Annotated in this window: 19 protein-coding genes; 8 read left to right on the top strand and 11 right to left on the bottom strand. The window is 73.0% G+C overall.

What is annotated here, in order from left to right:
* Window positions 1-57: 57 nt before the first annotated feature.
* The 6 genes from IW256_RS14430 to IW256_RS14405 all read right to left on the bottom strand — a co-directional run bounded on the left by IW256_RS14430 (window position 58) and on the right by IW256_RS14405 (window position 7,022).
* Window positions 58-930: a discoidin domain-containing protein gene (locus IW256_RS14430; RefSeq protein WP_197011460.1), complete on the bottom strand. Its 873-nt coding sequence runs from the start codon at window positions 928-930 to the stop codon at window positions 58-60.
* Window positions 931-981: 51 nt separating this feature from the next.
* The gene (locus IW256_RS14425; protein WP_197011459.1) at window positions 982-2,595 is read right to left on the bottom strand and encodes an alkaline phosphatase D family protein; all 1,614 of its coding nucleotides are present in this window, start codon (window positions 2,593-2,595) and stop codon (window positions 982-984) included.
* Window positions 2,596-2,825: 230 nt separating this feature from the next.
* A complete protein-coding gene (locus IW256_RS14420; RefSeq protein WP_197016313.1) occupies window positions 2,826-3,437 on the bottom strand; it encodes a bifunctional 4-hydroxy-2-oxoglutarate aldolase/2-dehydro-3-deoxy-phosphogluconate aldolase in 612 nt (203 codons plus the stop codon).
* 22 nt (window positions 3,438-3,459) lie between these two features.
* Window positions 3,460-4,446: a sugar kinase gene (locus tag IW256_RS14415; RefSeq protein ID WP_197011458.1), complete on the bottom strand. Its 987-nt coding sequence runs from the start codon at window positions 4,444-4,446 to the stop codon at window positions 3,460-3,462.
* Between the two features lie 161 nt (window positions 4,447-4,607).
* Window positions 4,608-5,801, bottom strand: coding sequence for a hypothetical protein (locus IW256_RS14410; RefSeq protein WP_197011457.1), 1,194 nt, complete (start codon window positions 5,799-5,801; stop codon window positions 4,608-4,610).
* Between the two features lie 294 nt (window positions 5,802-6,095).
* Window positions 6,096-7,022 carry an ABC transporter substrate-binding protein gene (locus IW256_RS14405; protein WP_197011456.1) on the bottom strand — a complete coding sequence of 309 codons (927 nt, stop codon included), beginning with the start codon at window positions 7,020-7,022 and terminating at the stop codon, window positions 6,096-6,098.
* On the opposite strand from IW256_RS14405, the gene IW256_RS14400 reads away from it, so the two are divergent.
* The 3 genes from IW256_RS14400 (at window position 7,021) to IW256_RS14390 (ending at window position 9,140) form a co-directional block, all read left to right on the top strand.
* The gene (locus tag IW256_RS14400) at window positions 7,021-7,263 is read left to right on the top strand and encodes a hypothetical protein (RefSeq protein ID WP_197011455.1); all 243 of its coding nucleotides are present in this window, start codon (window positions 7,021-7,023) and stop codon (window positions 7,261-7,263) included. The two genes, IW256_RS14405 and IW256_RS14400, sit on opposite strands and share 2 nt — an antisense overlap.
* Window positions 7,264-7,330: 67 nt before the next feature.
* Entirely contained in the window at window positions 7,331-8,146 is an 816-nt protein-coding gene (locus IW256_RS14395; RefSeq protein ID WP_420535407.1) for a crotonase/enoyl-CoA hydratase family protein, read from the top strand.
* Between the two features lie 109 nt (window positions 8,147-8,255).
* Window positions 8,256-9,140, top strand: a complete 885-nt coding sequence (locus tag IW256_RS14390; RefSeq protein ID WP_197011453.1) for a LysR family transcriptional regulator — start codon at window positions 8,256-8,258, stop codon at window positions 9,138-9,140.
* On the opposite strand, the gene IW256_RS14385 is transcribed toward IW256_RS14390, so the two are convergent.
* A complete protein-coding gene (locus IW256_RS14385) occupies window positions 9,075-9,959 on the bottom strand; it encodes a LysR family transcriptional regulator (RefSeq protein ID WP_197011452.1) in 885 nt (294 codons plus the stop codon). The genes IW256_RS14390 and IW256_RS14385 overlap by 66 nt on opposite strands.
* A gap of 139 nt (window positions 9,960-10,098) precedes the next feature.
* Between IW256_RS14385 and IW256_RS14380 the strand changes: the two genes are divergently transcribed.
* The 5 genes from IW256_RS14380 to IW256_RS14360 all read left to right on the top strand — a co-directional run bounded on the left by IW256_RS14380 (window position 10,099) and on the right by IW256_RS14360 (window position 15,940).
* Window positions 10,099-10,905: an enoyl-CoA hydratase/isomerase family protein gene (locus IW256_RS14380; protein WP_197011451.1), complete on the top strand. Its 807-nt coding sequence runs from the start codon at window positions 10,099-10,101 to the stop codon at window positions 10,903-10,905.
* Between the two features lie 8 nt (window positions 10,906-10,913).
* Window positions 10,914-12,866 (top strand): acetate--CoA ligase family protein, encoded by a 1,953-nt coding sequence (locus IW256_RS14375; protein ID WP_197011450.1) that lies wholly within the window; start codon window positions 10,914-10,916, stop codon window positions 12,864-12,866.
* Window positions 12,863-14,092 (top strand): acyl-CoA dehydrogenase family protein, encoded by a 1,230-nt coding sequence (locus IW256_RS14370; protein ID WP_197011449.1) that lies wholly within the window; start codon window positions 12,863-12,865, stop codon window positions 14,090-14,092. Before IW256_RS14375 ends, IW256_RS14370 begins: the two co-directional genes overlap by 4 nt.
* The gene (locus tag IW256_RS14365) at window positions 14,089-15,114 is read left to right on the top strand and encodes an acyl-CoA dehydrogenase family protein (RefSeq protein WP_197011448.1); all 1,026 of its coding nucleotides are present in this window, start codon (window positions 14,089-14,091) and stop codon (window positions 15,112-15,114) included. Before IW256_RS14370 ends, IW256_RS14365 begins: the two co-directional genes overlap by 4 nt.
* A gap of 76 nt (window positions 15,115-15,190) precedes the next feature.
* A complete protein-coding gene (locus IW256_RS14360; RefSeq protein WP_197011447.1) occupies window positions 15,191-15,940 on the top strand; it encodes an IclR family transcriptional regulator in 750 nt (249 codons plus the stop codon).
* A gap of 79 nt (window positions 15,941-16,019) precedes the next feature.
* On the opposite strand, the gene IW256_RS14355 is transcribed toward IW256_RS14360, so the two are convergent.
* The 4 genes from IW256_RS14355 to IW256_RS14340 are packed head-to-tail and all read right to left on the bottom strand — an operon-like array spanning window position 16,020 to window position 20,549.
* Window positions 16,020-17,189, bottom strand: a complete 1,170-nt coding sequence (locus IW256_RS14355) for an acyl-CoA dehydrogenase family protein (RefSeq protein WP_307828890.1) — start codon at window positions 17,187-17,189, stop codon at window positions 16,020-16,022.
* 1 nt (window position 17,190) lies between these two features.
* Window positions 17,191-18,501: an acyl-CoA dehydrogenase family protein gene (locus tag IW256_RS14350; protein ID WP_197011446.1), complete on the bottom strand. Its 1,311-nt coding sequence runs from the start codon at window positions 18,499-18,501 to the stop codon at window positions 17,191-17,193.
* Between the two features lie 44 nt (window positions 18,502-18,545).
* Window positions 18,546-19,325, bottom strand: coding sequence for an SDR family NAD(P)-dependent oxidoreductase (locus tag IW256_RS14345; protein WP_197011445.1), 780 nt, complete (start codon window positions 19,323-19,325; stop codon window positions 18,546-18,548).
* A 36-nt stretch (window positions 19,326-19,361) separates the two neighbouring features.
* Window positions 19,362-20,549 (bottom strand): thiolase family protein, encoded by a 1,188-nt coding sequence (locus IW256_RS14340; RefSeq protein ID WP_197011444.1) that lies wholly within the window; start codon window positions 20,547-20,549, stop codon window positions 19,362-19,364.
* Window positions 20,550-20,551 lie beyond the last annotated feature (2 nt).

Raw genomic sequence — 20,551 nt, 5'->3', positions numbered from 1 at the left:
GGCCGGGCGGGGCCGGCCTTCCGCTGTGTGCTGTCGCAGGTGCGGGGAGCCTGACTGTTACTGTCCGTACACCTCTAGCTCCACGATGGTGGAGAAGGCGTATCCGTTGGTGGCCAGCATGTTGATGCGTACGGCGCTCGCGGTGATGGGCGTGAAGCTGGAGCTGTAGCGGCCGGCCGTGTGTCCCCGCACCTGCGCGACGGTCTGCCAGCCAGCGCCGGTCAGTGCTTGGACGTCCCAGTCCCGGAGGGCGAACCGCTTGTCGGCATGGGTGTGCAGGTCGACCCTGCCGACCTTGGCCGGTGCGGCGAGGGTGGTCTGCAGCCGGTCGGGGAACTCGTTGGGGGTGGCGTCGGCCCAGGCCGTGGCCGGCCGGTTGTAACCCAGCAGGGTGTAGGTGCGGTTGCCGTCGACGGCGCCGCAGGGGTCCAGCAGCCCGCCGACGGACGAGGCGGTGGTCTCCTGGCCGAGGGCGAGGTTGCGGCCGGGGTCGTCGGGCGGCGCCGACACGACGACCGGGACGGTGGTCCGCTCGCGTTCTGCGTTCAGATGGATCAGGTACTCGCCCGGCGGCGTGTCACCGGGTACGGAGACCTGGACGGGCGCGGTGGCGTCGTAGTCCGCGGGAACGTACGTGGTGACGGCCTTGTCGGAGACCCGCAGCGGAGCCGAGGCGCGGATGAAGGCGGTGGCGTAGGTGGGCTCGGTGGTCCGGTTGTGGAATTCGACGGTCAGCAGGGTCGGCATGCATGGGCGTGGCAGCAGGTCCAGGCGCTGCGGCGACGCCGAGAGCCCTACCGGCGGGGCCTTCCGCCCCGCGGCGTCCGCCGTGGCGAACTGGCCGCTGGACGCGACCGCGACCAGCGGCGCCGCGACGAGCAGCGCGGCGGCCACGCGCCTCATGGTGGTCGTGTCGGCATGGTGGAACACGTGTCTCTACCTTCCTCGTTCCGCGGAAAGGGACACGACGCCGGAGCGCCGTCATCCGAACTGCAGCCCCGGCCGTCCGTTCTCCACGACCAGGGTGGCGTCGGTCCGGATGGGCGCTCCCGGACGGCTGACGTACGGGACCACCTTGAAGTCGGTACGCCACAGGTCGGGCGTCACCTGGCAGCGGACATACCCGCGCTGGACGTTGTAGTACTTGATGTGCGGCAGCTGGGAGGCCAGGGCGTCCCTGCCGGGATCGGTGTCGGCCCCGTCACCCGAACTGCTGATGGACGTCCCCACGAGTTCGACGCCGACGGTGGCGGAGTCGGGGTCGTCGAAGTTCTTCTTGATCTCGCACGCGTTGTTGGCGTGCACGTCGCCGGTGAGCACGACCGGGTTGGCGATCCTCCGGTCGTGCATGTAGTCCACGATCCGGTTGCGTTGGGCCTCGTAGCCGTCCCAGGCGTCCATGACGTACCGCTCTTTGGCGTCGTCCAGGTCGAGGTCGAGCTGGGAGAAGAAGACCTGCTGGGCGAGGACGTTCCAGGTGGCGCCCGAGTCGGCGAGGCCGTCGAACAGCCAGCGCTCCTGCTGCGCGCCGATCATCTGGCGGGCGGGGTCGCGGGTCTGCTCGTCCGGCGGCGCGTTGCCGCCGTTGTGGAGCTGGTCGTCGCGGTACTGGCGGGTGTCCAGGACGCTGAACTCGGCCAGATCACCGAAGCCGAACCGGCGGTGCAGGGGCATGTCCGGCCCCTTGGGCAGTTGCGAGAGCCGCAGGGGCATGTGCTCCCAGTAGGCGCGGAAGGCGTTGGCCCGGCGTACCAGGAACTGCTCGAAGCTCTCCTGCGGGTGGTAGTAGGAGTACTTGGACACCCAGTCGCTGAGCACTTCGTGGTCGTCGAGCGTCACGATCCACGGGAACGCGGCGTGCGCGCCCTGCAGGTGCGGGTCCGTCTTGTACTGCGCGAGCCGGATCCGGAAGTCGTCCAGGGTCGCGAGGGTCCGGACCGGGTAGTGTCCCCGGCCGAGGGTGCCCTGGTCGGGGCCCTCGTAGATGTAGTCGCCGAGGTGGAAGACGACGTCCAGGTCCTCCTGGAGCATGTGCTGGTAGGCGGTGTAGTGACCGACGACCCGATGCTGGCAGGAGACGAAGGCGAAGTTCAGGGCGGAGAGCCGCGCCCCCACTGCCGGCGCGGTCTTGGTGCGTCCCACCGGTGAGACGTCCGATCCGGCCATGAAGCGGTAGTGATACTCGGCCGACGGCCGCAGGCCGCGTACGTCGACGTGGACGGAGTACGCGAACTCGGAGACGGCGTAGGCGGTTCCCCGGCGCACCACCTTGCGGAACCGTTCGTCCTCGGCCACCTCCCATCGCACCGGAACCTTCGTGCCGTACTGCATGCCGCCGAACGGCTCCAGCGGGTCGGGGGCGAGCCGGGTCCAGATCACCACCCCGTCGGGTAGGGGATCGCCGGATGCGATCCCGAGCGTGAACGGGTAGTCGCGGGTGCGCGTGGCGGTCGCCGGGGCGGCCATGGGCACCCCGGCGGTGAGAGCCAGGCCGGCCGCCGCCCCCGTCACCGTCAGGAAGCGCCTGCGTGCCCATTTCGCCGCCAGCAGGCTCTCCGCGGAGGGTCGGTCCGAATTCGGGTTGTCGCTTTTCAAGCCCCTCTGCCTTCCGTGTCGTTGCCCATCCCCGCTCCGGCCCTGGTGGAAGGTCGACCACGCCTGGGCTCCGGCGGAACGCCGATCCTCCTAGCTTCGATATATCGAAGATATCTTCGGGATTCGATGCAGCCATAATGGCAGGTGGCGGACCCTGCGTAAAGACGCGGCCAAGGGTTGGGCAAAGCAAAAAGGATTCGCCTGCTACTCCCCGTAGGCGAGCGGCGCGCTCAGCGTGCCGCGGCCAACCGATCCAGCAGATCGGCGACGGCCGCATCGGCGCCCGCCGCGGTCAGCGCCGAGCCGATTCCACAGGCGACCGCTCCGGCCGCGATCCAGCCGGGAGCGCTCGTCAGGCTCACCCCGCCGGTGGGCACGACGGGCACCTGCGGCAGCGCGGCGAGCATGTCGCGCAGTGCTGCCGGCGAGTAGGCGGACGCCGGGAACAGCTTGACGGCATCGGCGCCCATCTCCATCGCGCGGACCCACTCCGTCGGTGTCGCGGCTCCCGGGATCACCGCGATCCCGTACCGGTGGGCCGTGCGGACCACGCCACGGTGCAGTGACGGCGAGACCAGGAACCGGGCGCCCGCCGCGACCGCCGCCCGCGCGGCGGCCTCGTCCAGAACCGTGCCGGCACCGACGCGGACGGCGGGGTGGGCCGCCGCGAGCCGCTCGATGGCCGCCAGCGCGCCAGGCGTGGTCAGCGACACCTCGACGGTGTGGATGCCGGCGCCTATGGCGGTCTCGGCCGCTCGGACGGCGCCCTCGACGCCGTCCGAGCGGATGATCCCCAGCACCCGCTGCCGCGCGATGCCGTGCATGACCTCCCAGGGATACATCACGTCTTCCGATCATGAGACATCAGCGGTGTACGGACTCGGCATGGTCGACGAGGTGCGCGAACGCCCGATCCCGCTGGGCGGGCGTGGGCAGGCCGTCGATGTCGGTGGTGGACTGGACGACCAGCGCCGCGACGGTCGCCGCCTCCGCCAGCGCGCGGCCGGGCGGGACCCCGCGCAGAAGCGCGGAGAGCAGTCCGGCCGCGAACGCGTCGCCCGCGCCCACCGGATCCGTCACGGACACCGGGAACGCGGGCTGCGTACGGGTGCCGGCGGCGTTCGTCAGCACCGCCGACTTGTCGGGGTACTTGACCACCACGCCATCGACGCCGCCGTCGCGCAACGTGTGCACCGCGCGTTCCGCGTCCTGTCCCGTCAGCAGCTCCAACTCGTCGGCCCCGGCCAGGACCAGATCGGCCCGGGTGAGGAGCGGTCCCACGACGGCGCGCCAGCGATCCGGGGTGCCGAGCTTGTGGCGGACGTTGGGGTCGAACGAGATCATCACTCCCCGGTCGCGCGCCGCGTCGATCAGGTACCTGGTCAGCCGGTGGGTCGAGTCGGAGAGCATGGCGGTGATGCCGGTGAGGTGGAGCAGCCTGGTACCGGAGGACAGGGGTGCGTGGACCGACTCCGGCGCGAGCGTCGACGCGGCCGAGCCGGCACGGTGATACTGCACGTCGATGCCGCGCGTCGCGTGGCTGTCGCGCAGCAGCAGGCCGGTGGGGGCCGTCGGGTGCACGGTGACCCGGGAGGTGTCGACACCTTCGGCGCGCATCGTGCTCAGCACCGTGTCCCCCGCCGGGTCCGCCCCCACCGAACCGATCCAGCGCACCGAGTGGCCGAGCCGGGCCAGCCCGATCGCGACATTGCTCTCGGCCCCCGCGACCGAGCCCGTGAACCGGCGCGCCCGGGCCAGCGGCACCCCCGGCTCGGCCAGCAACAGCAGCATCGCCTCGCCACAGGTCACGACCTCGGGCGCCCCGGAGATCTCTTCCACGCCCGGTGTCATCCAGCGGAACGATCGGACCGGGGCCACGGGTCACCGGCGTACCTCCCGGCCACCTCCGCGGTCACCACCGCCACATGAGCCGAGTCGGCCACGGCCGCCAGCTGCGCCGGGGCCGCTGTACGCGCCGCCTTCGGCATGACCATCCTGTACCTCCCAAATGATTACGTGGGCGAGGGGCCGCAACGGCCGGCGGCCGACCGAAACCGGCTCGCCATCAGCGCCAGATCTTCCAGCCGCCCCGAGGAGACCAGCGAGAGGTTGTAGAGACTCACCGCGTGCGCGCCCTGGGACGCCAGCGCCGCGGCGCCCGCGTCGATGACGTCCGGCGTCCAGCCGGGGCTCCAGGTGAGCGAGGCCGCGACGGGCATCGGGGACGGGGCGATCACCTCGCGCGCGCCCGCGCCGAGGCCGTCGCTCAGGTCCGCGCCGATCCCCACGGCGTCGGCCGCCGCCAGCCCGCGTCCCCATGCCCCCTGCAGGCGGGCACCGGCCGCGTCGGCGAACACCAGCGGCCGGATGGCGGCCCCGGCGGCGTGCGCGGCATCGCGCATCTCGTCGATGAGGCCGCGTACGCCCTCGGCCCGAGCGAGGGCGATCCGGTCGAGCAGCGGGCCGGTCTCCGGCCCGGCGTCAGGCCCGCCGGAGGCCGTCGCGTCGACCGCGTCGCGCAGGTCGCCCGGCTCCACGCCGTGGCCCGCGAGCAGCACGCGGCAGCTCGCGCACGCGCACTGTGTGATCAGGTGCCGGAGCTCTCGGCGGACCGCGTCGATCTCCACCGCCACGGAGTAGCTCTGCGGCCAGGAGGGGAAGGCGACGGCCTCCAGGTCGAGCAGGCGCGGCGCGAACCGGGCGCAGGCGTCGCGAACGAGGTCGGCCGCGAACCTGCGAACGCGCCCGCCGGCCGGGCAGAGCAGCTCGGCATGCGGGCGGCCGTCGAAAGTGGTGGCCGCGGCGCCGGGGTGGGACGCGACCACGCCCGCGTCCTGGAGGACGACGAGCCAGGCGTGGAACGCCAGACCGTGACGGTCGGTCGCCTGCCGGAGGCGGTGCAGCGCCGCCTCCAGCGCCTCGTCCACCACCTGCCCCGGCCGCAGAGCGCCGTAGGTACCGGCGTCGGCCTGCCAGTACATCGCACCGGACAGGCTGTGTGCGAAAGTACGGTGCCGCGGCAGCCACCGTCTCGAGGCGTGGTAGCGCAGGCACACCGACACGGCGCCCACCCCGAGGCCGTGGGCGAGCTCGCAGATCCGGTCCGCCCCCGTGAGAAGCACGTCCTCCGGGAAGACGTACACCGCCGAGGTGCCCACCTGCCGGGCCCGGTCGGTGGGCACCTCGGCGGTACGTGGCCTGCTCATCGTGACCGTGGTCCTGAAGCGTCGGAGTCGGCCCGAGCCGGGACGGAGATCAGGGCGAGCTCGGGCGTGCCGGCGGCGAGCGTGGCCCGTCGCATACCAACCTCCAAAATATCGAAGATATAATCGACATGTCGTTGATTGGAAAGTGTGGCAGCGACGAACCGGCGGAGCAAGAGCTCACGCCCGGGAATCTGGGCCGGGGGGACGGGAGGAGCATGCCGGCGTGCGGGACGGGACCGATGCCGCCGAGCTCCACGACGCGGACGCCGCCCGGGAGCCAGGGGGCACCCGCGCTCATTGGACGACGGAGTCGCAGCCGGCCGCGGCCTCGGTGAACCGGGTGTCGATGAGGTCCGCGGAGTCGAGCGGCTTGTCGTACTCCAGCTCGCCGCGCTTGAGGGCGAACGCCTGCAGGTCGTCCGCGAACTTCTCCGTCCCCTGCATCGAGAACGACGGGTTGAAGGCGAGGAGGGCCGAGTTCTCGATCGTGGACTTGTCGACCTTCTCGGCGGCCGCGAGCAGGCGCACCGCCTCGGCGTTCTTGCGGTAGTCGCCCTTGAGGTACTGCGCGGTGACCTTGCTGAGCACCTGGATGAACTTGACGGCGACCTCGGGCCGATCGAGGAGCGTCCGGCCGGCCATGACGGCGGTGCCGGTCACGCCCGGCGCGTAGCCCGCGATCGGGACGAGGTCGGGGTTCTTGGCGGCCTCGACCTCGAGGGGAGCGGAGATCCAGGCGGCCGAGACCGCACGGTTCGCGAGGCCGTTCAGCGCGTCGGGGCCGACCAGTGGCGCGGAGAGCTTGACGTCCTTGATGCCCAGACCCGCCTTGCCCAGCGCGTTGTCGAGGATCAGGCCGCTCACGCCGGTGCCACCGGTGGGAGTGCTGACCTTGGCGCCCTTGAGCTTGGAGAGGTCGGGGGAGGTGGCACTACCGACGACGTCCTTGCGCGACCAGTAGCCGGGTACCGGGGTACCGGCCGGGATCTCCTGCTGGTTGTCCATCGGAACGATCCAACGAACGTCCACCCCGTCCTTCAGGGTGTTGAAGTGGGCCGAGCTCAGCGAGGTCATCTGCGCGTCGAGCTGACCACGGGCGACCAGCGGCAGCGATTCGGCGCTCGGGATCTTCTGAATCTCGATGTCGATGCCGGCCTTGCCGAACGCCCCGGTCTCGATGCCGAGCAGGAGCGGCGCGAACACGGCGAGCGGGGAGCTCATGCCGATCTTGATCGTCCCCTTGGTGCCGGCGCTCGGGCAGATCGCCGCCCCCGACTTCTCGTCCGCCCCGCTGTCACCGCCCCGGGGGCTGCTGCAAGCGGCCAAGACACCCGACAGCACCAGCATTGCGGCAGCGGCGGCGGTCGCCGAACGGCCAGGAACTCGACGCATCGTGGTCCTCTCCTTGTCCACCGGACATTTCTTTCAATGGAACTTTATTCCACTGTATGCAATGCTGTGACCGCCGTCACTGGTCTGTCAAGGCCTGTGCCGACATTCGGCCGCATCCACCGGAGGGAAGATCACCCGTGAGCGACGCCCGTGACACCGCGCCCTCGCCCGCGACGACCGGCGCACGCGAAGCACCCGAGGTGCTCGTCGATGACCGGGAGGGCGTGCTCGTCATCACCCTCAACCGGCCGCGGGCGAAGAACGCCATGACCCTGCCCATGGCGCGGCTCATCGCGGCCGCCCTCGACCGGCTCGACGACGATCCGGCCCTGCGTCTCGCAGTGATCACCGGCACCGGAGGCAGCTTCTGCGCGGGCATGGACCTCAAGGGCTTCCTCCGCGGCGAGCGGCCGAGCATCCCAGGACGCGGCTTCGGCGGAGTGACGGCGGCACCGCCCCGCAAGCCGCTCATCGCCGCCGTGGAGGGATGGGCGCTGGCCGGCGGCTTCGAGCTCGTGCTCGCCTGCGACCTGGTCGTCGCGGCGTCGACGGCGCGGTTCGGCATCCCCGAGGTGAAGCGCGGGCTGGTCGCCGCGGCCGGTGGCCTGCACCGCCTGCCGGACCGGCTGCCCGAGGTCGTCGCCATGGAACTGGCGCTGACCGGCGACCCGGTGGGTGCCGAGCGGCTGCACGCCCTCGGCCTGGTCGGCACGCTGACGGACACGGGAGGCGCGCTCGACGCCGCCCTGGCCCTCGCCCGAACGATCGCCGCCAACGGGCCGCTGGCGGTCGCCGCGAGCAAGCGGATCATCGTCGAGTCCCGCGCCTGGCCGCACGAGGAGCGGTTCACCCGTCAGCAGCCGTACGTCGACGAGGTGTTCGCCTCGAACGACGCCCGAGAAGGCGCACGCGCCTTCGCCGAGAAGCGGCCGGCCGACTGGACCGGCAGCTGAGCCCGGGGACCTGTCTCGCAGTGGCCTCTGCCACCGCGCGAGCGCGCCGCTGCCCGGTGGGGCGAGCGGCGAGGGCCGGGACTCTTGGGACGGAGCCTAGGCTGCTGACGTGGAACTCCACCAGCTGCGAGCCTTCCTGAGCGTCCGCGACACCGGCAGCGCGACGGCCGCCGCCGCACGGCTCGGCGTCCAGCAGTCGACGGTGTCGGCCGCGATCCGCGCCCTGGAGCAGGAGCTCGGAGCACAGCTGTTCCACCGCGTCGGCCGCGGGATGTCACCGACGCCGGCGGGCCACGCCCTGGTCGGGCCGGCGCGCCGGATCCTCCGCGACTGCGAGCAGGCAGTGGAGACCCTGGCCGCGGCCGGCCAGGGCGGCCGGCTGGAGCTCGCGGCCCTGTCGACCGTGGTCAGCGGCCCGTTCTCGGCGCTCGTCTCGGCGTGGCTCCGCGCCGCGCCGGGGCGGGCGGTCCGGGTGCACGACCTCGACCGCGAGGACGCGACGGCCGAGGTCCTGACCGGAGGCACCGCAGAGATCGTCTGCACCCGGCTGCCCGTGTCCCCGCCGGTGGACGACGCGCTGACGGTGCTGCCGATCGGCTCGTGGGAGTGGCAGGTCGCCTTCCCCCCGCGATCCGGAGCCGTCCCGGAAGGCGCGGTGACGATGCGGGAGCTGTCCGCCGTACCGACCGTGCTCGTCGCGGCGGGCCGCAACTCGGCCCTCGAGCGGGCCACGACCCGGACTCCCCTGTCGGCCGCCGTGGTCGCGGACCAGCGCGAGGCCCGCACCTCGCTGATGCTGGCCGGGGTGGGCGCCACGATCGTCGGCCCCCGGCTCGCCGTGGAGGCGGCGGCCGCCGGGGCGCACGTGCGGCCGATGGACCCGCCGTTCACCCAGTCGGTCGGGCTGGTCTTCGACCCGGTCCGCCTCTCACCGGTCGCCCGGGGGTTCGTCGCGATCGCGGGCGATCGCGACGAGGGCGGCGCCGGCGGGTGACAGCGCCTGCTCGCGCCAGACCAGGTGGGCGTCCCGCCACAGCGGCGGGTCGAGCGAGCGGAGCGACGCCCAGGGCATGACGGCCCTCGCCGTCTCCCGGCCGACGAACGTCGCGACCGTCCCGTCCCTGACCAGCTCCCACAGCATCGCCCGGTGGGCGCACTGGGCCCGGACCCGGCCCGCCATCGACGCCACGGCCGTCGCGGCGGCGCTCGCGGAGTCCAGGTCCGAGGGAACCACCCCGAGGTCGAGGTCCGCGACCCGTGCCCGCGCGACCGGCTCCGCCGGCCCCGCGGCGAACTCCGGGCTCGCCACCAGCACGATCTCCTCGGCACCGAGGTCGCACCAGCCCCATCCCGCGTCCGGCGGCAGGACGTCGACCACGGCCAGCTCGGCCTCGCCCGAGCGCACCGCGCCGAAGGCTCCGGCCGCGGTGCTCGCGTCCCGGACGTGGACCTCGAGTCCGGGATGCAGCCCGCGAAGCGCCGCGATGATCGGGGTCAGCGGATGCACCGCGAGCGTGGTCGACGTCGCGACGACCAGCCGGCCGACCTCGAGGTCGGTCACCTGCCGGACCCGTTCCCTGGCGCCGTCGGCCTCGGCGATCATCTGGCGCGCCAGGCCGGCCAGCCGGGCGCCGTCGGCCGTGGGAACGGCGCCCCGCCCGGACCGGTCGAAGAGCCGGACGCCGAGCTCCTCCTCGAGCCGGCGCATCGCCAGGGAGAGCGACGGCTGGCTCACGAACAGTACGCGTGCGGCCTGGGTCATGCCGCCCTCGTCGACGACCGCGACGAAGTAGCGCAGCGTCCGGAGGTCCATGACAGCTCACCCTAGCCAGACATAGGAACAGCCGATGGGACCTGCGAAAAAGAGGTCTTTGCGCGTATGCCTCCGGCGGCGCGACAGTGGGAGGCGAACCCTGTACCGCGCCACGCGCTCGCAGAACACCGGAGCACCCATGACCGAACGTCACGTCACCGTCGAGCGGCAGGGCCGCGTCGGCCTGGTCTTCCTGGACCGCCCGGACCGGCGCAACTCCTACACTCCGCTGATGGCCCTCCAGCTCCAGGACGCGCTGGTCGCCTTCGACGCGGACCCGGAGGTGTCGGTGATCGTGGTCAGCGGGCGCGGCGAGCACTTCGGCGTCGGCGCGGACCTCGACATGAACTGGCGCGACGAGAGGACCCACGGCGTCGAGACCCTCACCGAGCCGGAGAAGGCGCCATGGAACCTGAGCACGCCGATCATCGCGGCCATCAACGGTGACGCCATCGGCGTGAGCCTCACCTGGGCGATGCAGGCCGACATCCGCGTCGTGGCCGACTCGGCCCGCCTGGCCTTCTCGTTCAACCGGGTCGGCATCATGCCCGACCGCGGCTCGACCTGGCTCCTCCCCCGGCTGGCGGGCTTCGGCGTCGCGATGGACCTGCTGCTGACCGGCCGCACGATCGACGGCACCGAGTTCGAGCGTCGCGGCCTGGCGACCCACGTCGCCGCACCGGCGGACGTGCTCGAGGTCGCCGTCGAGCTCGCGACCGACATGGCCGAGCGCTGCGCGCCGGTGTCGATGACCGCGACCAAGCGGCTCATGTACGAGTTCCTGGAGTCGACCGACCGGGTCGCGGCGTACAACCGCGAGCGCCGCGTCCTGACCTGGATCCGCACCTGCGGCGAGACCCTGCGAGGCATCGCGGCCTTCAAGGAGAAGCGCGCGCCCGAGTGGGGCACCACCAAGCACACCCGTGTCCCGGCCGAGCTCCGATGAGGGCGGGCATGACGAACCGGCCCGGCCCGCAGGTCCCCGACCTGCGGCCCCTGCTCTCCCCTGCCAGCGTCGCCGTCATCGGCGGGACGTCGCGGGAGACCGGCCTCGGCGCCCGCACCCTGCGGCACCTGCGCGAGGCGGGGTTCGGCGGCGAGGTGCTGACGCCCGGCCCGCGGGACGGTCTCGACCGGGACGTGGACGTCGCGCTGCTCGGCGTGCCGGCCGGGGCCGCCCAGGAGGTGCTCGACCGGATCGACGGGCGTGCCACGTTCGCGGTCGTGTACGCCTCCGGCTTCGAGGAGACCGGCGGCGGCTCGCTGACCACCACCCGGGGCACCTTGATCCTGGGCCCGAACACCGTCGGGCTCTACCACGCACCCGACCACGCAGTGCTGACCTTCGCCCAGGCCTTCGACGGGCTCGTCGACTGCCGCCACGGGAGCGGCGCCTTCCTCGTCTCCCAGAGCGGAGCCTTCGGTGCCCGCATCGTCACGGCGGCCGCCCGATACGGCTTCCACCTCGACGGCTTCATCGGCAGCGGCAACGAGGTCCACCTGGACGCCTGCACCCTGGCCCGAGGTGTACTCGCCGCGGCCGATCCCCGGGTCCTGCTGCTGTACCTGGAAGGGATCCGCGACGCGGGCACCCTGCAGGCCCTGCTGGCCGACGCGGAGAGCCGCGGCGTCCCGGTCGTGTGCCTGCTCGGCGGCCTCTCCGAGGCGGGCTCCACCGCGGCCGCCTCCCACACCGCGGCGGTGAGCACGGACACTGCGGTGACCCGGGAGCTGTTCGAGGCGTACGGCGCCACGCTCGCCGGCTCCGACCGCGAGCTCGTGCTCGCCGGGCTGGGCCTCTCCCTGATGGGCCGCGCGGCCGGGCGCCGCACCGGCATCGTGACGGGCTCCGGCGGAGCCGGCGTCGTCGCCGCCGACCTGCTCAGCGGCCTCGGCCTCGAGGTCCCCGTCCTCAGCGCCGCCCTCCGGGAGCGCCTGATGGCGCACCTGCCGAGCATCGCCTCTCCGCGCAACCCCGTCGACGTGACCGCCCAGACGATCGGCGACGACGCGACGCTCGAGAAGGTCTGCACGACGCTGCGTGAGAGCGGCGAGGTCGATCTCGTCGTCGTGATCGGCCGCGAGAACCAGGCCGCCGCCGCGGGCGCGCACGCCGCCGCCGCGCCGCCCACGGTCGTCGCCACGCTCGACCGGGAGCCGGCCGACGTCAGACCGCGCATCGAGGCCGGCGAGGTCGTCCTCCCCGACCTCGACTCGGCGTGCCGGGTCCTCGCGTCCTGCGCGCCGCCGAGGTCGAGCGCCGGCACCGGCCTCCGGCCGGTCGCCGCCGGCACCGGCTCCCTCGGCTCCGACCCGACCGCGTCCGAGAGCCTCCGGCTCGTCGCCGACGCCGGCGTGGAGGTGGCCGGCTGGGGCGCCGCGACCACGGCCGCCGAGGTGACGGCCCACGGCGAGGCTCTCGGCTGGCCGGTCGTCCTCAAGTCCGACGTCGCGGCCGGCGTCCACAAGGCGCGCGCCGGCGGAGTCCGGCTCGACGTCACCGCGGCCACCGCTCACGAGGTCGCCACCGAGCTCCTGGCGAGCGGTGTCCCGCTCATCGTGGCGCGCCAGCTCCGTGCGTCGATGGAGCTGTTCGCCGGCGTCCGGCGCGACCCCCAGTGGGGGCCGGTCGTCTCGGCGGGCCTCGGCGGCGCCCACGTCGAGCTGCTGGATCGTACGGTCGCCATGCCCGCGGCCCTCGGGGCCGGGCACTTCGCCCGGCGGCTCGCCGCCGAGCTGTTCGGCCGCGTGCCGGGACGCTACGACGGGCTGGCGGCGGGGCTCGCCGCGGTGGCGTTCGCCCTCGCCGGCCTCGCCGACCGCACCGGTGCCGCGCTCGTCGAGTGCAACCCGCTCGGGGTCGTCGACGGCCGGATCGTCGCCCTCGACGCCAGGGTGGTGCGATGAGCGCCGCGCTGCGCCTCGAGGAGCTGCTGCGGCGGGTGCTGCCCGCGCGCTGGATCGAGCTGGTCGACAGCGGCGACCGCGAGGGCCTGGCCGACCACCTCGCCGGTCTCGATCCCGGCCTGACCGCCGGTCTCGTCCGCACCGTCGCGGCCGACGGCTGGCTCGTCCCGGAGTGGCCGGCCCGCCTGGGCGGACGCGCGCTGTCCGCCGACGAGACGGTCGACGTCCGCCGGACCCTCGCCCGCTGGCGGGTGGGCACGGTGGAGAGCGCCATCGGCACCGGCTGGGTCGGGCCCGCGATCCTCAGGTTCGCCGGCGACGACGTCGCCGCCGAGCTGCTCCCCTCGATCGCCCGCAACGAGGTGCTCTGGTGCCAGCTCTTCAGCGAGCCGGAGGCCGGTTCCGACCTGGCCTCGGTCCGGACCCGCGCCCGCCGCGACGGCGACCGGTGGCACCTCACGGGCCGCAAGACCTGGACCAGCCGCGCCGACCGGGCCGGTTGGGGCCTCGCGGTCGCCCGTACCGACGTCGACGTGCCCAAGCACGCCGGCCTGACCTGCTTCCTCGTGGACCTCTCGACGCCCGGCGTCGATGTCCGGCCGATCCTCCAGATGACCGGCGACGCGGAGTTCTTCGAGGTCACCCTCGACGACGTCGTGGTGCCCGACCGGTACCGCCTCGGTGAACCCGGCCAGGGCTGGGAGGTCGTGCGCACCGTGCTCCAGCTCGAGCGGGTGGCCGGCTCGGGGGCGGGCGCCGCCACCCCCGGCTCCGTCGTCGGCCGGACCGTCGACGAGCTCGTCGCCGAACGTCTTCCGGGAGCCGGCCCCGTCCAGGCCGACGCGATCGTGCGCCTGTACGTCGAGTCCCAGGCGATCGCGCTGAACAACCGGCGCAACGCCCTCCACCGTTCGGAAGGACTGCCTCCGGTGGCGAACGGCACGCCGTACAACAAGGTGCTGCAGGCCGAGCACACCAAACGCCTCCAGCGCCACGTCCTCGGCGGCGCCGGTCTCGGCACGGTCGCCCACGCTCCCGGCGACCGCGCGCGCTCCTACGACGCCTGGGCCTTCCTGCGCGTGCAGCCGAAGACCATCGCCGGCGGCACCTCGGAGGTGCTGCGCGACCAGATCGCCGAGCGAGCCCTCGGCATGCCGCGCGGAGCGGACCCGAGCAGGACCGTCTCCTGGCGCGAGTTCACCGGCTCCCAGGAGGGGACCGCATGAAGCTGCCGTCCACCGAGCAGACGGGCTTCGCCGAGACCGTCGGCGCCCTGCTCCGCAAGCGTGACCCGCTGGAGCGGATGCGCCGCGCACCGGGGCCCCGGAGGTTCGACGCGGAGCTGTGGTCCGAGCTGGTGGCCCTCGGGCTCCTCGAACCGGCGGAGGCCGGTGACGTGGTCACCGCATGCCTGGTCGCCGAGGCCCTGGGCCGTGCCGCCGCTCCCCTGCCGTTCCTGAGCGCTTCGGTCGCCGACGCCCTCATCACCCCGGCCGGTGGCGAGGTGACCGGTCTGGCGACGTACGGACTGCTGGCCGAGGACGGCACCTGGTCCGCCCCCGCGCTCGAGATCCGCGACGGCCTGGTCCACGGCACCCTTCCGTTCGTGCCGGACGCCGACGTCGCCGATGTCGTCGTGGCGGCCGTGCAGGCGCCGGAGGGTCGCCGGCTCGCGCTGGTCCGGACGGGCGACACCACCGTCGAGCCGCTGGAGAGCCTCGACGCCACCCAGCCACTCGCCCGGGTGGTCTGCAGGGCCTCCCCCGCCGCGCTGCTGCCCGCCGGCGGCGACGCCCTGGCCTCGGCGATCGAGGAGGCACGCCTGCTCGCGCTGGCCCTGCACGGCGCGACGCTGCTGGGACTGGCGACCTGGCTGCTCGACACCACCGTCGAGTACGCCGGCCGGCGGGTCCAGTTCGGCATGCCGATCGCCGGCCGGCAGGCCGTCAAGCACCGGTGCGCGAGCATGCTGATCCAGGTCGAGTCCATCCGTTCGATGGTGCTCGAGCTGGCCGGCGCCCTCGAGGCCGGCACCGCCGACCGCGCCCTCGTCGCCGCGACCACGATGGCCTGGACGACGGACGCGGCCGAGGAGGTCGCCGGCGGCGCCCTCCAGTTGCACGGCGGCATCGGCTTCACCTGGGAGCACGACCTGCACCACTACTTCAAGCGCTGCACCGTCGGCGCCCTGCTCCTGGGCACGTCCGGCCACCACCGCGCACGGGTCGCGGCCGCACTCACCGCTTGACCTGCAATTCAATTCGACTGAGCAGAATTCTGCTAGGATCCAGTCGAATTGTCGCGGAGATTCAGGGGGTCGAGCGGTGGCCGAAGGGTCGATCGCAAGGACGCTGAGGGTACTCGAGGCAGTCTGCGACCACGGTCCGGAGACCCTCAAGGCGCTCAGCGAGCGCACCGAGCTGGCGCCGCCGACGCTGCTGCGGATCCTGCGCCTGATGGCGGACGAGGGCTACGTCGTGCAGCAGGCCGACCGGACCTGGCGCGGAACGATGCTGGTCTGGCGGCTCGGCTGCGCGGTCAACACCTCGGTCGGCCTCTTAGCCATCTCCCGCGAGCACACCGACCGGCTGACCGCCGAGCTGGACGAGACCTCGGTCTACGCCGTCTACGAGCAGGGCGCGGTGACCTACGCGGCCCACTCGGAGCCGATCAAGCCGGTCCGGGCGCACGTGCGCCTCGGTCAACGCTACCGGCTCCTCGCGGTCACCACCGGCCACGCCGTGCTGGCACAGCTCGACGAGTCGTCCGTCGAGCAGGCCCTCGCCGAGCAGGCCGCGAGCGGCGACCCCCGCGACCCCGCGCAGGTCGAGACCATGCTGGCCGAGATCCGGCAGCGCGGCTACGCGGCCGGCCCCGGTGTGCGCTGGCCCGAGCTGTGGGGGTGCGCCGCGCCCGTCTTCGACGCCACCGGAGACGTCGTGGGCGCCCTCGGCGTGTCCATCCCGACCGCGCGCGCCGAGAAGATCCGCGACCAGGTCGTCGCCGGCGTGCTGCGGGAGGCGGACGCGATGAGCGTTCGCCTCGGCCGGCCGGCCGTCGTCCGGGAGGTCTGACCCGGCAGCGCACGAAGCCCCTGTCGCGCAGTCCCCGGACAGCGCGACAGGGGCTTTCACGTAGAGCGCCCTCTTCGCATCAGGTCAGCTGGAGCGTACGGGCGATGATGCCCTTCATCACCTCGCTGGTCCCGCCGTAGATACGGGCGACCCGCGCGTCGGCGTACAACCGGCAGATGTCCTGCTCCCAGATGTAGCCGTAGCCGCCGTGCAGCTGGAGACAGGCATCGGCCACCCGGCCGTGGAGCTCGGTGCAGAACAGCTTGACCTGGGCCGCCGCCGCCGGGGCGAGCTCGCGACGCTCGTGCCGGGCCATGGCCTGATCGACCAGTGCCTGGCCCGCCGCGATCTGCGTCGCCTGCTCGGCAAGGACGAACCTGGTGTTCTGGAAACCGCCGAGCTGCCGGCCGAACACCTTCCGGTCGCGGACGTAGGCGCAGGTCAGTTCCAGCGCCGCGACGGCCTGGGCCTGCGAGTTGACCGCGATGGACAGCCGCTCCTGGGCCAGGTGGGAGGACAGGTAGCGGAACGCCTGGCCTTCCTCGCCGAGCACGTTGGCCGCGGGGATGCGGACGTCGTCGAAGAAGAGCTCGGTCGTGTCCTGCGCCTTGAGCCCGAGCTTGTCGAGCCCGGCGCCGCGGGTGAAGCCCGGCATGCCCGCCTCGACCACGACGATGGTCAGCCCGGCACGGCGGTCGTCCTCGGACGACGAGGAGCGGGCGACCACGAGGACCAGGTCCGACTGCGCACCACCGGTGATGAAGGTCTTCGCACCGTTGAGGATCCAGTCGGACCCGTCGCGGCGCAGGGTCGTGCGCATGCCGGCCAGGTCGGAGCCCGTGGCCGGCTCGGTCATGGCGATCGACGTCATCAGCTCGCCGCTCGCCATCCCGGGGAGCCAGCGGCGTTTCTGCTCGTCGGTCGCGAGGGACAGCACGTACGGCGTGACCACGTCGGTGTGCACGCGCAAGGACCCCAGGGTCACCCGTTCGTAGGCGACCTGCTCGGTCACGACGCAGTTGAAGAGGAAGCCGTCCTGGCCGCCGCCGCCGTACTCCTCCGGGATCTGCAGGCCGGCCAGGCCGAGCTCTCCGGCGGACCGGTAGACGCCCCGGTCCACCATCCCCGCGGCCTCGAACTCGGCGACGCGCGGCGCCACCTCGCCGCGCAGGAAGGCGCCGACCATGTCGCCGAAGTCCCGGTGCTCGTCACCATAGACCGTGCGGTCCAGCTGGGGTCGCAGGGGCACGTCACTTCCTCCGCTGGCTGCCGCTGACGCCGAGCACCTGGGCACCGAGCACGTTGCGCATCACCTCGGGCGTCCCGCCGCCCATCGCGAGGCCGCGCCCGTCGCGGAAGTAGCGCTCCACCGGCCAGCGACGCGAGTAGCCGCGGGCGCCGTGGATGCCGATGGCCGTGTTGGTGACCCGCTGCACCATCTCGCTGCTGTGGAGCTTGGCCATGAGAGTCTCCATCTGGTCCGGGAAGCCCCCGTCCCCGCTGCGGGCGGCCCGCCACAGCAGCATCCGCGAGACGTGCACGTCCAACGCCATGTCGGCGATCTTCCACTGCAGTCCCTGGAACTCCGCGAGCGGGCGGCCGAACTGGCGGCGGGCGTTGAGATGGCCGACGCTCGCGTCGAGGGCCGCCTGGCCGAGCCCCGTGCACATGGCGGCGTTGCCGCACCGCTCGGGGTTGAACTGGTTGACGAGGATGCCGGTGCCCTTCTTGGAGTGCTCCTCGGGCATGACCAGGACGTCCTCCGGGCCGACGCGCACGTTGTCGAAGTGCACCAGGCACTCGGCGACGCCACGGATCCCCATCTTCGGGTCGACGTGGAACTCGCCCATCCCGTCGGGACGCCCGGTGAGCACCACGGCACCGATGCCGTAGGGGCCGGCGGTGCCGGCCAGGCGGGCGAACACGATGATGGTGTCGGCGACGTGACCACCGGTGATCCAGCACTTGGTGCCGGTCAGCCGGAACCCGTCGCCGTCCGGGGTCAGGGTGGCCCGGAGGTCGGTGCCGGCGCTGCCGGCGGCCGGCTCGCTCATGGCGATCGCGAAGTGGTTCGTGCCGTCGGCCACCCCGGGGAGCAGCCGGTCCTTCATCTCCTCGGTACCGAGCACGTTGATCGCGCGCCACGGGCCGTTCAGGAACGGCTGGACCGACATCGCGGTGCTCAGGCAGGCGCGCGCCAGCTCCTCGACCACGATGCATCCCTCGAGCAGGGTCTCGCCCTGGCCGCCGTACCGCTTCGGGATCGTGAGTCCGACGAGCCCGGTCTCGACGACGGCCTCGAAGGTCCTGCGCGGGAACTCCTCGGTCTCGTCCCAGCGGCCGGCCATCGGGCGGAGTTCGCGGACGGCCACCTCGCGGGCCAGTTCCCGGATCTCGCGCTGACGTGGCGTGAGCTCCGCCCACATGCCGTCGTACGTCGGCTCCGGGTCGAGCGTGGCCGGGTCCCAGACGTCGCGGGCGACGTCGAACATCGGCTCCTGCCCGGACGGGCCGTCCCCCGGCGGGAGGCCGGCTGCGGGAGTCGTGGTGTCGATGCTCATGAAGGATCGCCTTTCCGTGGGAGCGGGCGCGGACTCGGCCGGCGTCATCGGGGCGCCATCCGGATGGCGCCGTCGAGCCGGATCGTCTCGCCGTTGAGCATGGGGTTGGTGATGATGTGCGCGGCCAGGGAGGCGAAGTCCGCGGGGTCGCCCAGGCGCGCCGGGTGCGGGATCGAGGCGGCCAGCCGGTCTCGGACCTCCCCCGGCACGCGGGAGAGGATCGGGGTGTCGAACAGGCCCGGTGCGATCGTGTTGACGCGGACATGGTTCCGGGCCAGGTCACGGGCGGCGACGAGGGTCATGCCGACCACGCCGGCCTTGGAGGCGGCGTACGGGAGCTGCCCGATCTGCCCCTCCCAGGCCGCGACCGAGGCGGTGAGCACGCACGCGCCGCGCTCGCCGTCGGGCAGGTCGTCGAGAGGGACCATCGCCGCGGCGGCGTGGCGCAGCACGTTGAAGGTTCCGATCAGGTTGGTCTGGATCACGTCCTGGAACCGCTCCATGGAGCCCGGCGTGCCGTCCTTCTCGACGACCCGGACGGGCCCGCCCCGGCCTGCGCAGTGCACGAGCGCGCGGAGCTCGCCGAGCTCGGTCGCGGCCCGCACGGCCGCGGCGACCTGATCGGAGTCGGTCACGTCGGCCGCGGCGAACCGTACCCGTCCCTCGGCCGCCGCGCCGAGATCCTTGGCGACGAGCTCGCCGTCGCTGCTCTCCAGGTCCAGGAGGACGACGTGCGCTCCAGCGGTGACCAGTCGCTGCGCGGTCGCCCGGCCCAGGCCGGACGCTGCTCCGGTGACGAGTACCGCCTTGCCCCGGATGTCCATTCGTTGTGCCCTTCGTGTCGTCGGTGGCGTGCGCCGTCAGGCGATCCGCTCGAGGACGGTCGCGTTCGCGAGGCCGCCGGCCTCGCACATGGTCTGGAGACCGCGGGTGCCACCGGTCTGCTCCAGGTGGTTGAGGAGGGTGACGAAGATGCGGCATCCGCTCGCACCGAGCGGGTGGCCGAGCGCGATCGCGCCGCCGCGCGGGTTCAGGCGCGCGAGGTCGGCTCCGAGCTCCTTGGCCCAGGCGAGCGGGACGGAGGCGAAGGCCTCGTTGACCTCGAAGGAGTCGAAGTCGCCGAGCCCGAGGCCGGTGCGCTCCAGGATCCGCCGGGTCGCCGGGATGGGGCCGGTCAGCATCATCTCGGGGTCATCACCGACGACGGACGAACCGGTGATCCGTGCGCGCGGGGCGAGGCCGAGCCGCTCGGCCTTCTCCGCGCTCATCAGCAGCACGGCCGCCGCCCCGTCGGTGAGCTGGGAGCTGTTCCCGGCGGTGACCGACCAGGTGCGGCCCGGCAGGAGGGCGGCGTAGTCCTCGGACGCGAAGGCGGCCTTGAGCCCGGCGAGGCCTTCGACCGTGGTGGCCGGGCGGATGGTCTCGTCGGCGGTGACCCTGGTGCCGTCGGGAAGGGTGATCGGGATGATCTCGTCGTCGAAGCCGCCGGACGCGGCGGTGGCCTGTGCCCGCCGGTGGGAGGCCGCGGCGAGCCGGTCCTGCTCCTCGCGGGTGATGCCCCAGGTCTCGGCGACCCGCTCGGCGGCGACGCCTTGCGGGACCAGGCGGAAGCGCCCGGCGACGCCGGGCCCCCAGGGGTCCTGGTCGATACGGGCGATCCCCATCGGGACGCGGCTCATCGACTCGACCCCCGCGGCGATGACGACGTCGTGCATGCCCGTCGCGATGCCCTGGGCGGCGAACTCGATCGCCTGCTGCCCCGAGCCGCACTTGCGCTCGACGGTGGTGGACGGGACGTGCACGGGGAAGCCCGCGGAGAGCCAGGCCATCCGGCCGGGTGTCGCGGACTGCTCACCGGCCTGGCTGACGCAGCCCACGATGACGTCCCCGACGATGCCCGGGTCGATGGACGTCCGCGAGACGAGGTGGGTGAGGGTCTGGGCGAGGAGCTCGACGGGGTGGAGGCCGCTCAGCGCGCCCCCCGGCTTGCCCTTGCCCATCGGGGTGCGGCACCCGTCGACGATGACGACCTCGCGAAGTTCGGCCATGG

This window comes from Actinomadura viridis, assembly GCF_015751755.1.
GTDB lineage: Bacteria > Actinomycetota > Actinomycetes > Streptosporangiales > Streptosporangiaceae > Spirillospora > Spirillospora viridis.
Note: the sequence above shows the minus strand (reverse complement) of the source record. Positions and strands in the feature narration are given on the sequence as shown.

Coding starts and splice junctions, on each gene's coding strand:
- IW256_RS14420 (WP_197016313.1), bottom strand. CDS start 3,437: ATGTATCCCTGGGAGGTCATGCACGGCATCGCGCGGCAGCGGGTGCTG.
- IW256_RS14415 (WP_197011458.1), bottom strand. CDS start 4,446: ATGACACCGGGCGTGGAAGAGATCTCCGGGGCGCCCGAGGTCGTGACC.
- IW256_RS14410 (WP_197011457.1), bottom strand. CDS start 5,801: ATGAGCAGGCCACGTACCGCCGAGGTGCCCACCGACCGGGCCCGGCAG.
- IW256_RS14400 (WP_197011455.1), top strand. CDS start 7,021: ATGCCGATCTTGATCGTCCCCTTGGTGCCGGCGCTCGGGCAGATCGCC.
- IW256_RS14405 (WP_197011456.1), bottom strand. CDS start 7,022: ATGAGCTCCCCGCTCGCCGTGTTCGCGCCGCTCCTGCTCGGCATCGAG.
- IW256_RS14385 (WP_197011452.1), bottom strand. CDS start 9,959: ATGGACCTCCGGACGCTGCGCTACTTCGTCGCGGTCGTCGACGAGGGC.
- IW256_RS14380 (WP_197011451.1), top strand. CDS start 10,099: ATGACCGAACGTCACGTCACCGTCGAGCGGCAGGGCCGCGTCGGCCTG.
- IW256_RS14375 (WP_197011450.1), top strand. CDS start 10,914: ATGACGAACCGGCCCGGCCCGCAGGTCCCCGACCTGCGGCCCCTGCTC.
- IW256_RS14370 (WP_197011449.1), top strand. CDS start 12,863: ATGAGCGCCGCGCTGCGCCTCGAGGAGCTGCTGCGGCGGGTGCTGCCC.
- IW256_RS14365 (WP_197011448.1), top strand. CDS start 14,089: ATGAAGCTGCCGTCCACCGAGCAGACGGGCTTCGCCGAGACCGTCGGC.
- IW256_RS14350 (WP_197011446.1), bottom strand. CDS start 18,501: ATGAGCATCGACACCACGACTCCCGCAGCCGGCCTCCCGCCGGGGGAC.
- IW256_RS14345 (WP_197011445.1), bottom strand. CDS start 19,325: ATGGACATCCGGGGCAAGGCGGTACTCGTCACCGGAGCAGCGTCCGGC.
- IW256_RS14340 (WP_197011444.1), bottom strand. CDS start 20,549: ATGGCCGAACTTCGCGAGGTCGTCATCGTCGACGGGTGCCGCACCCCG.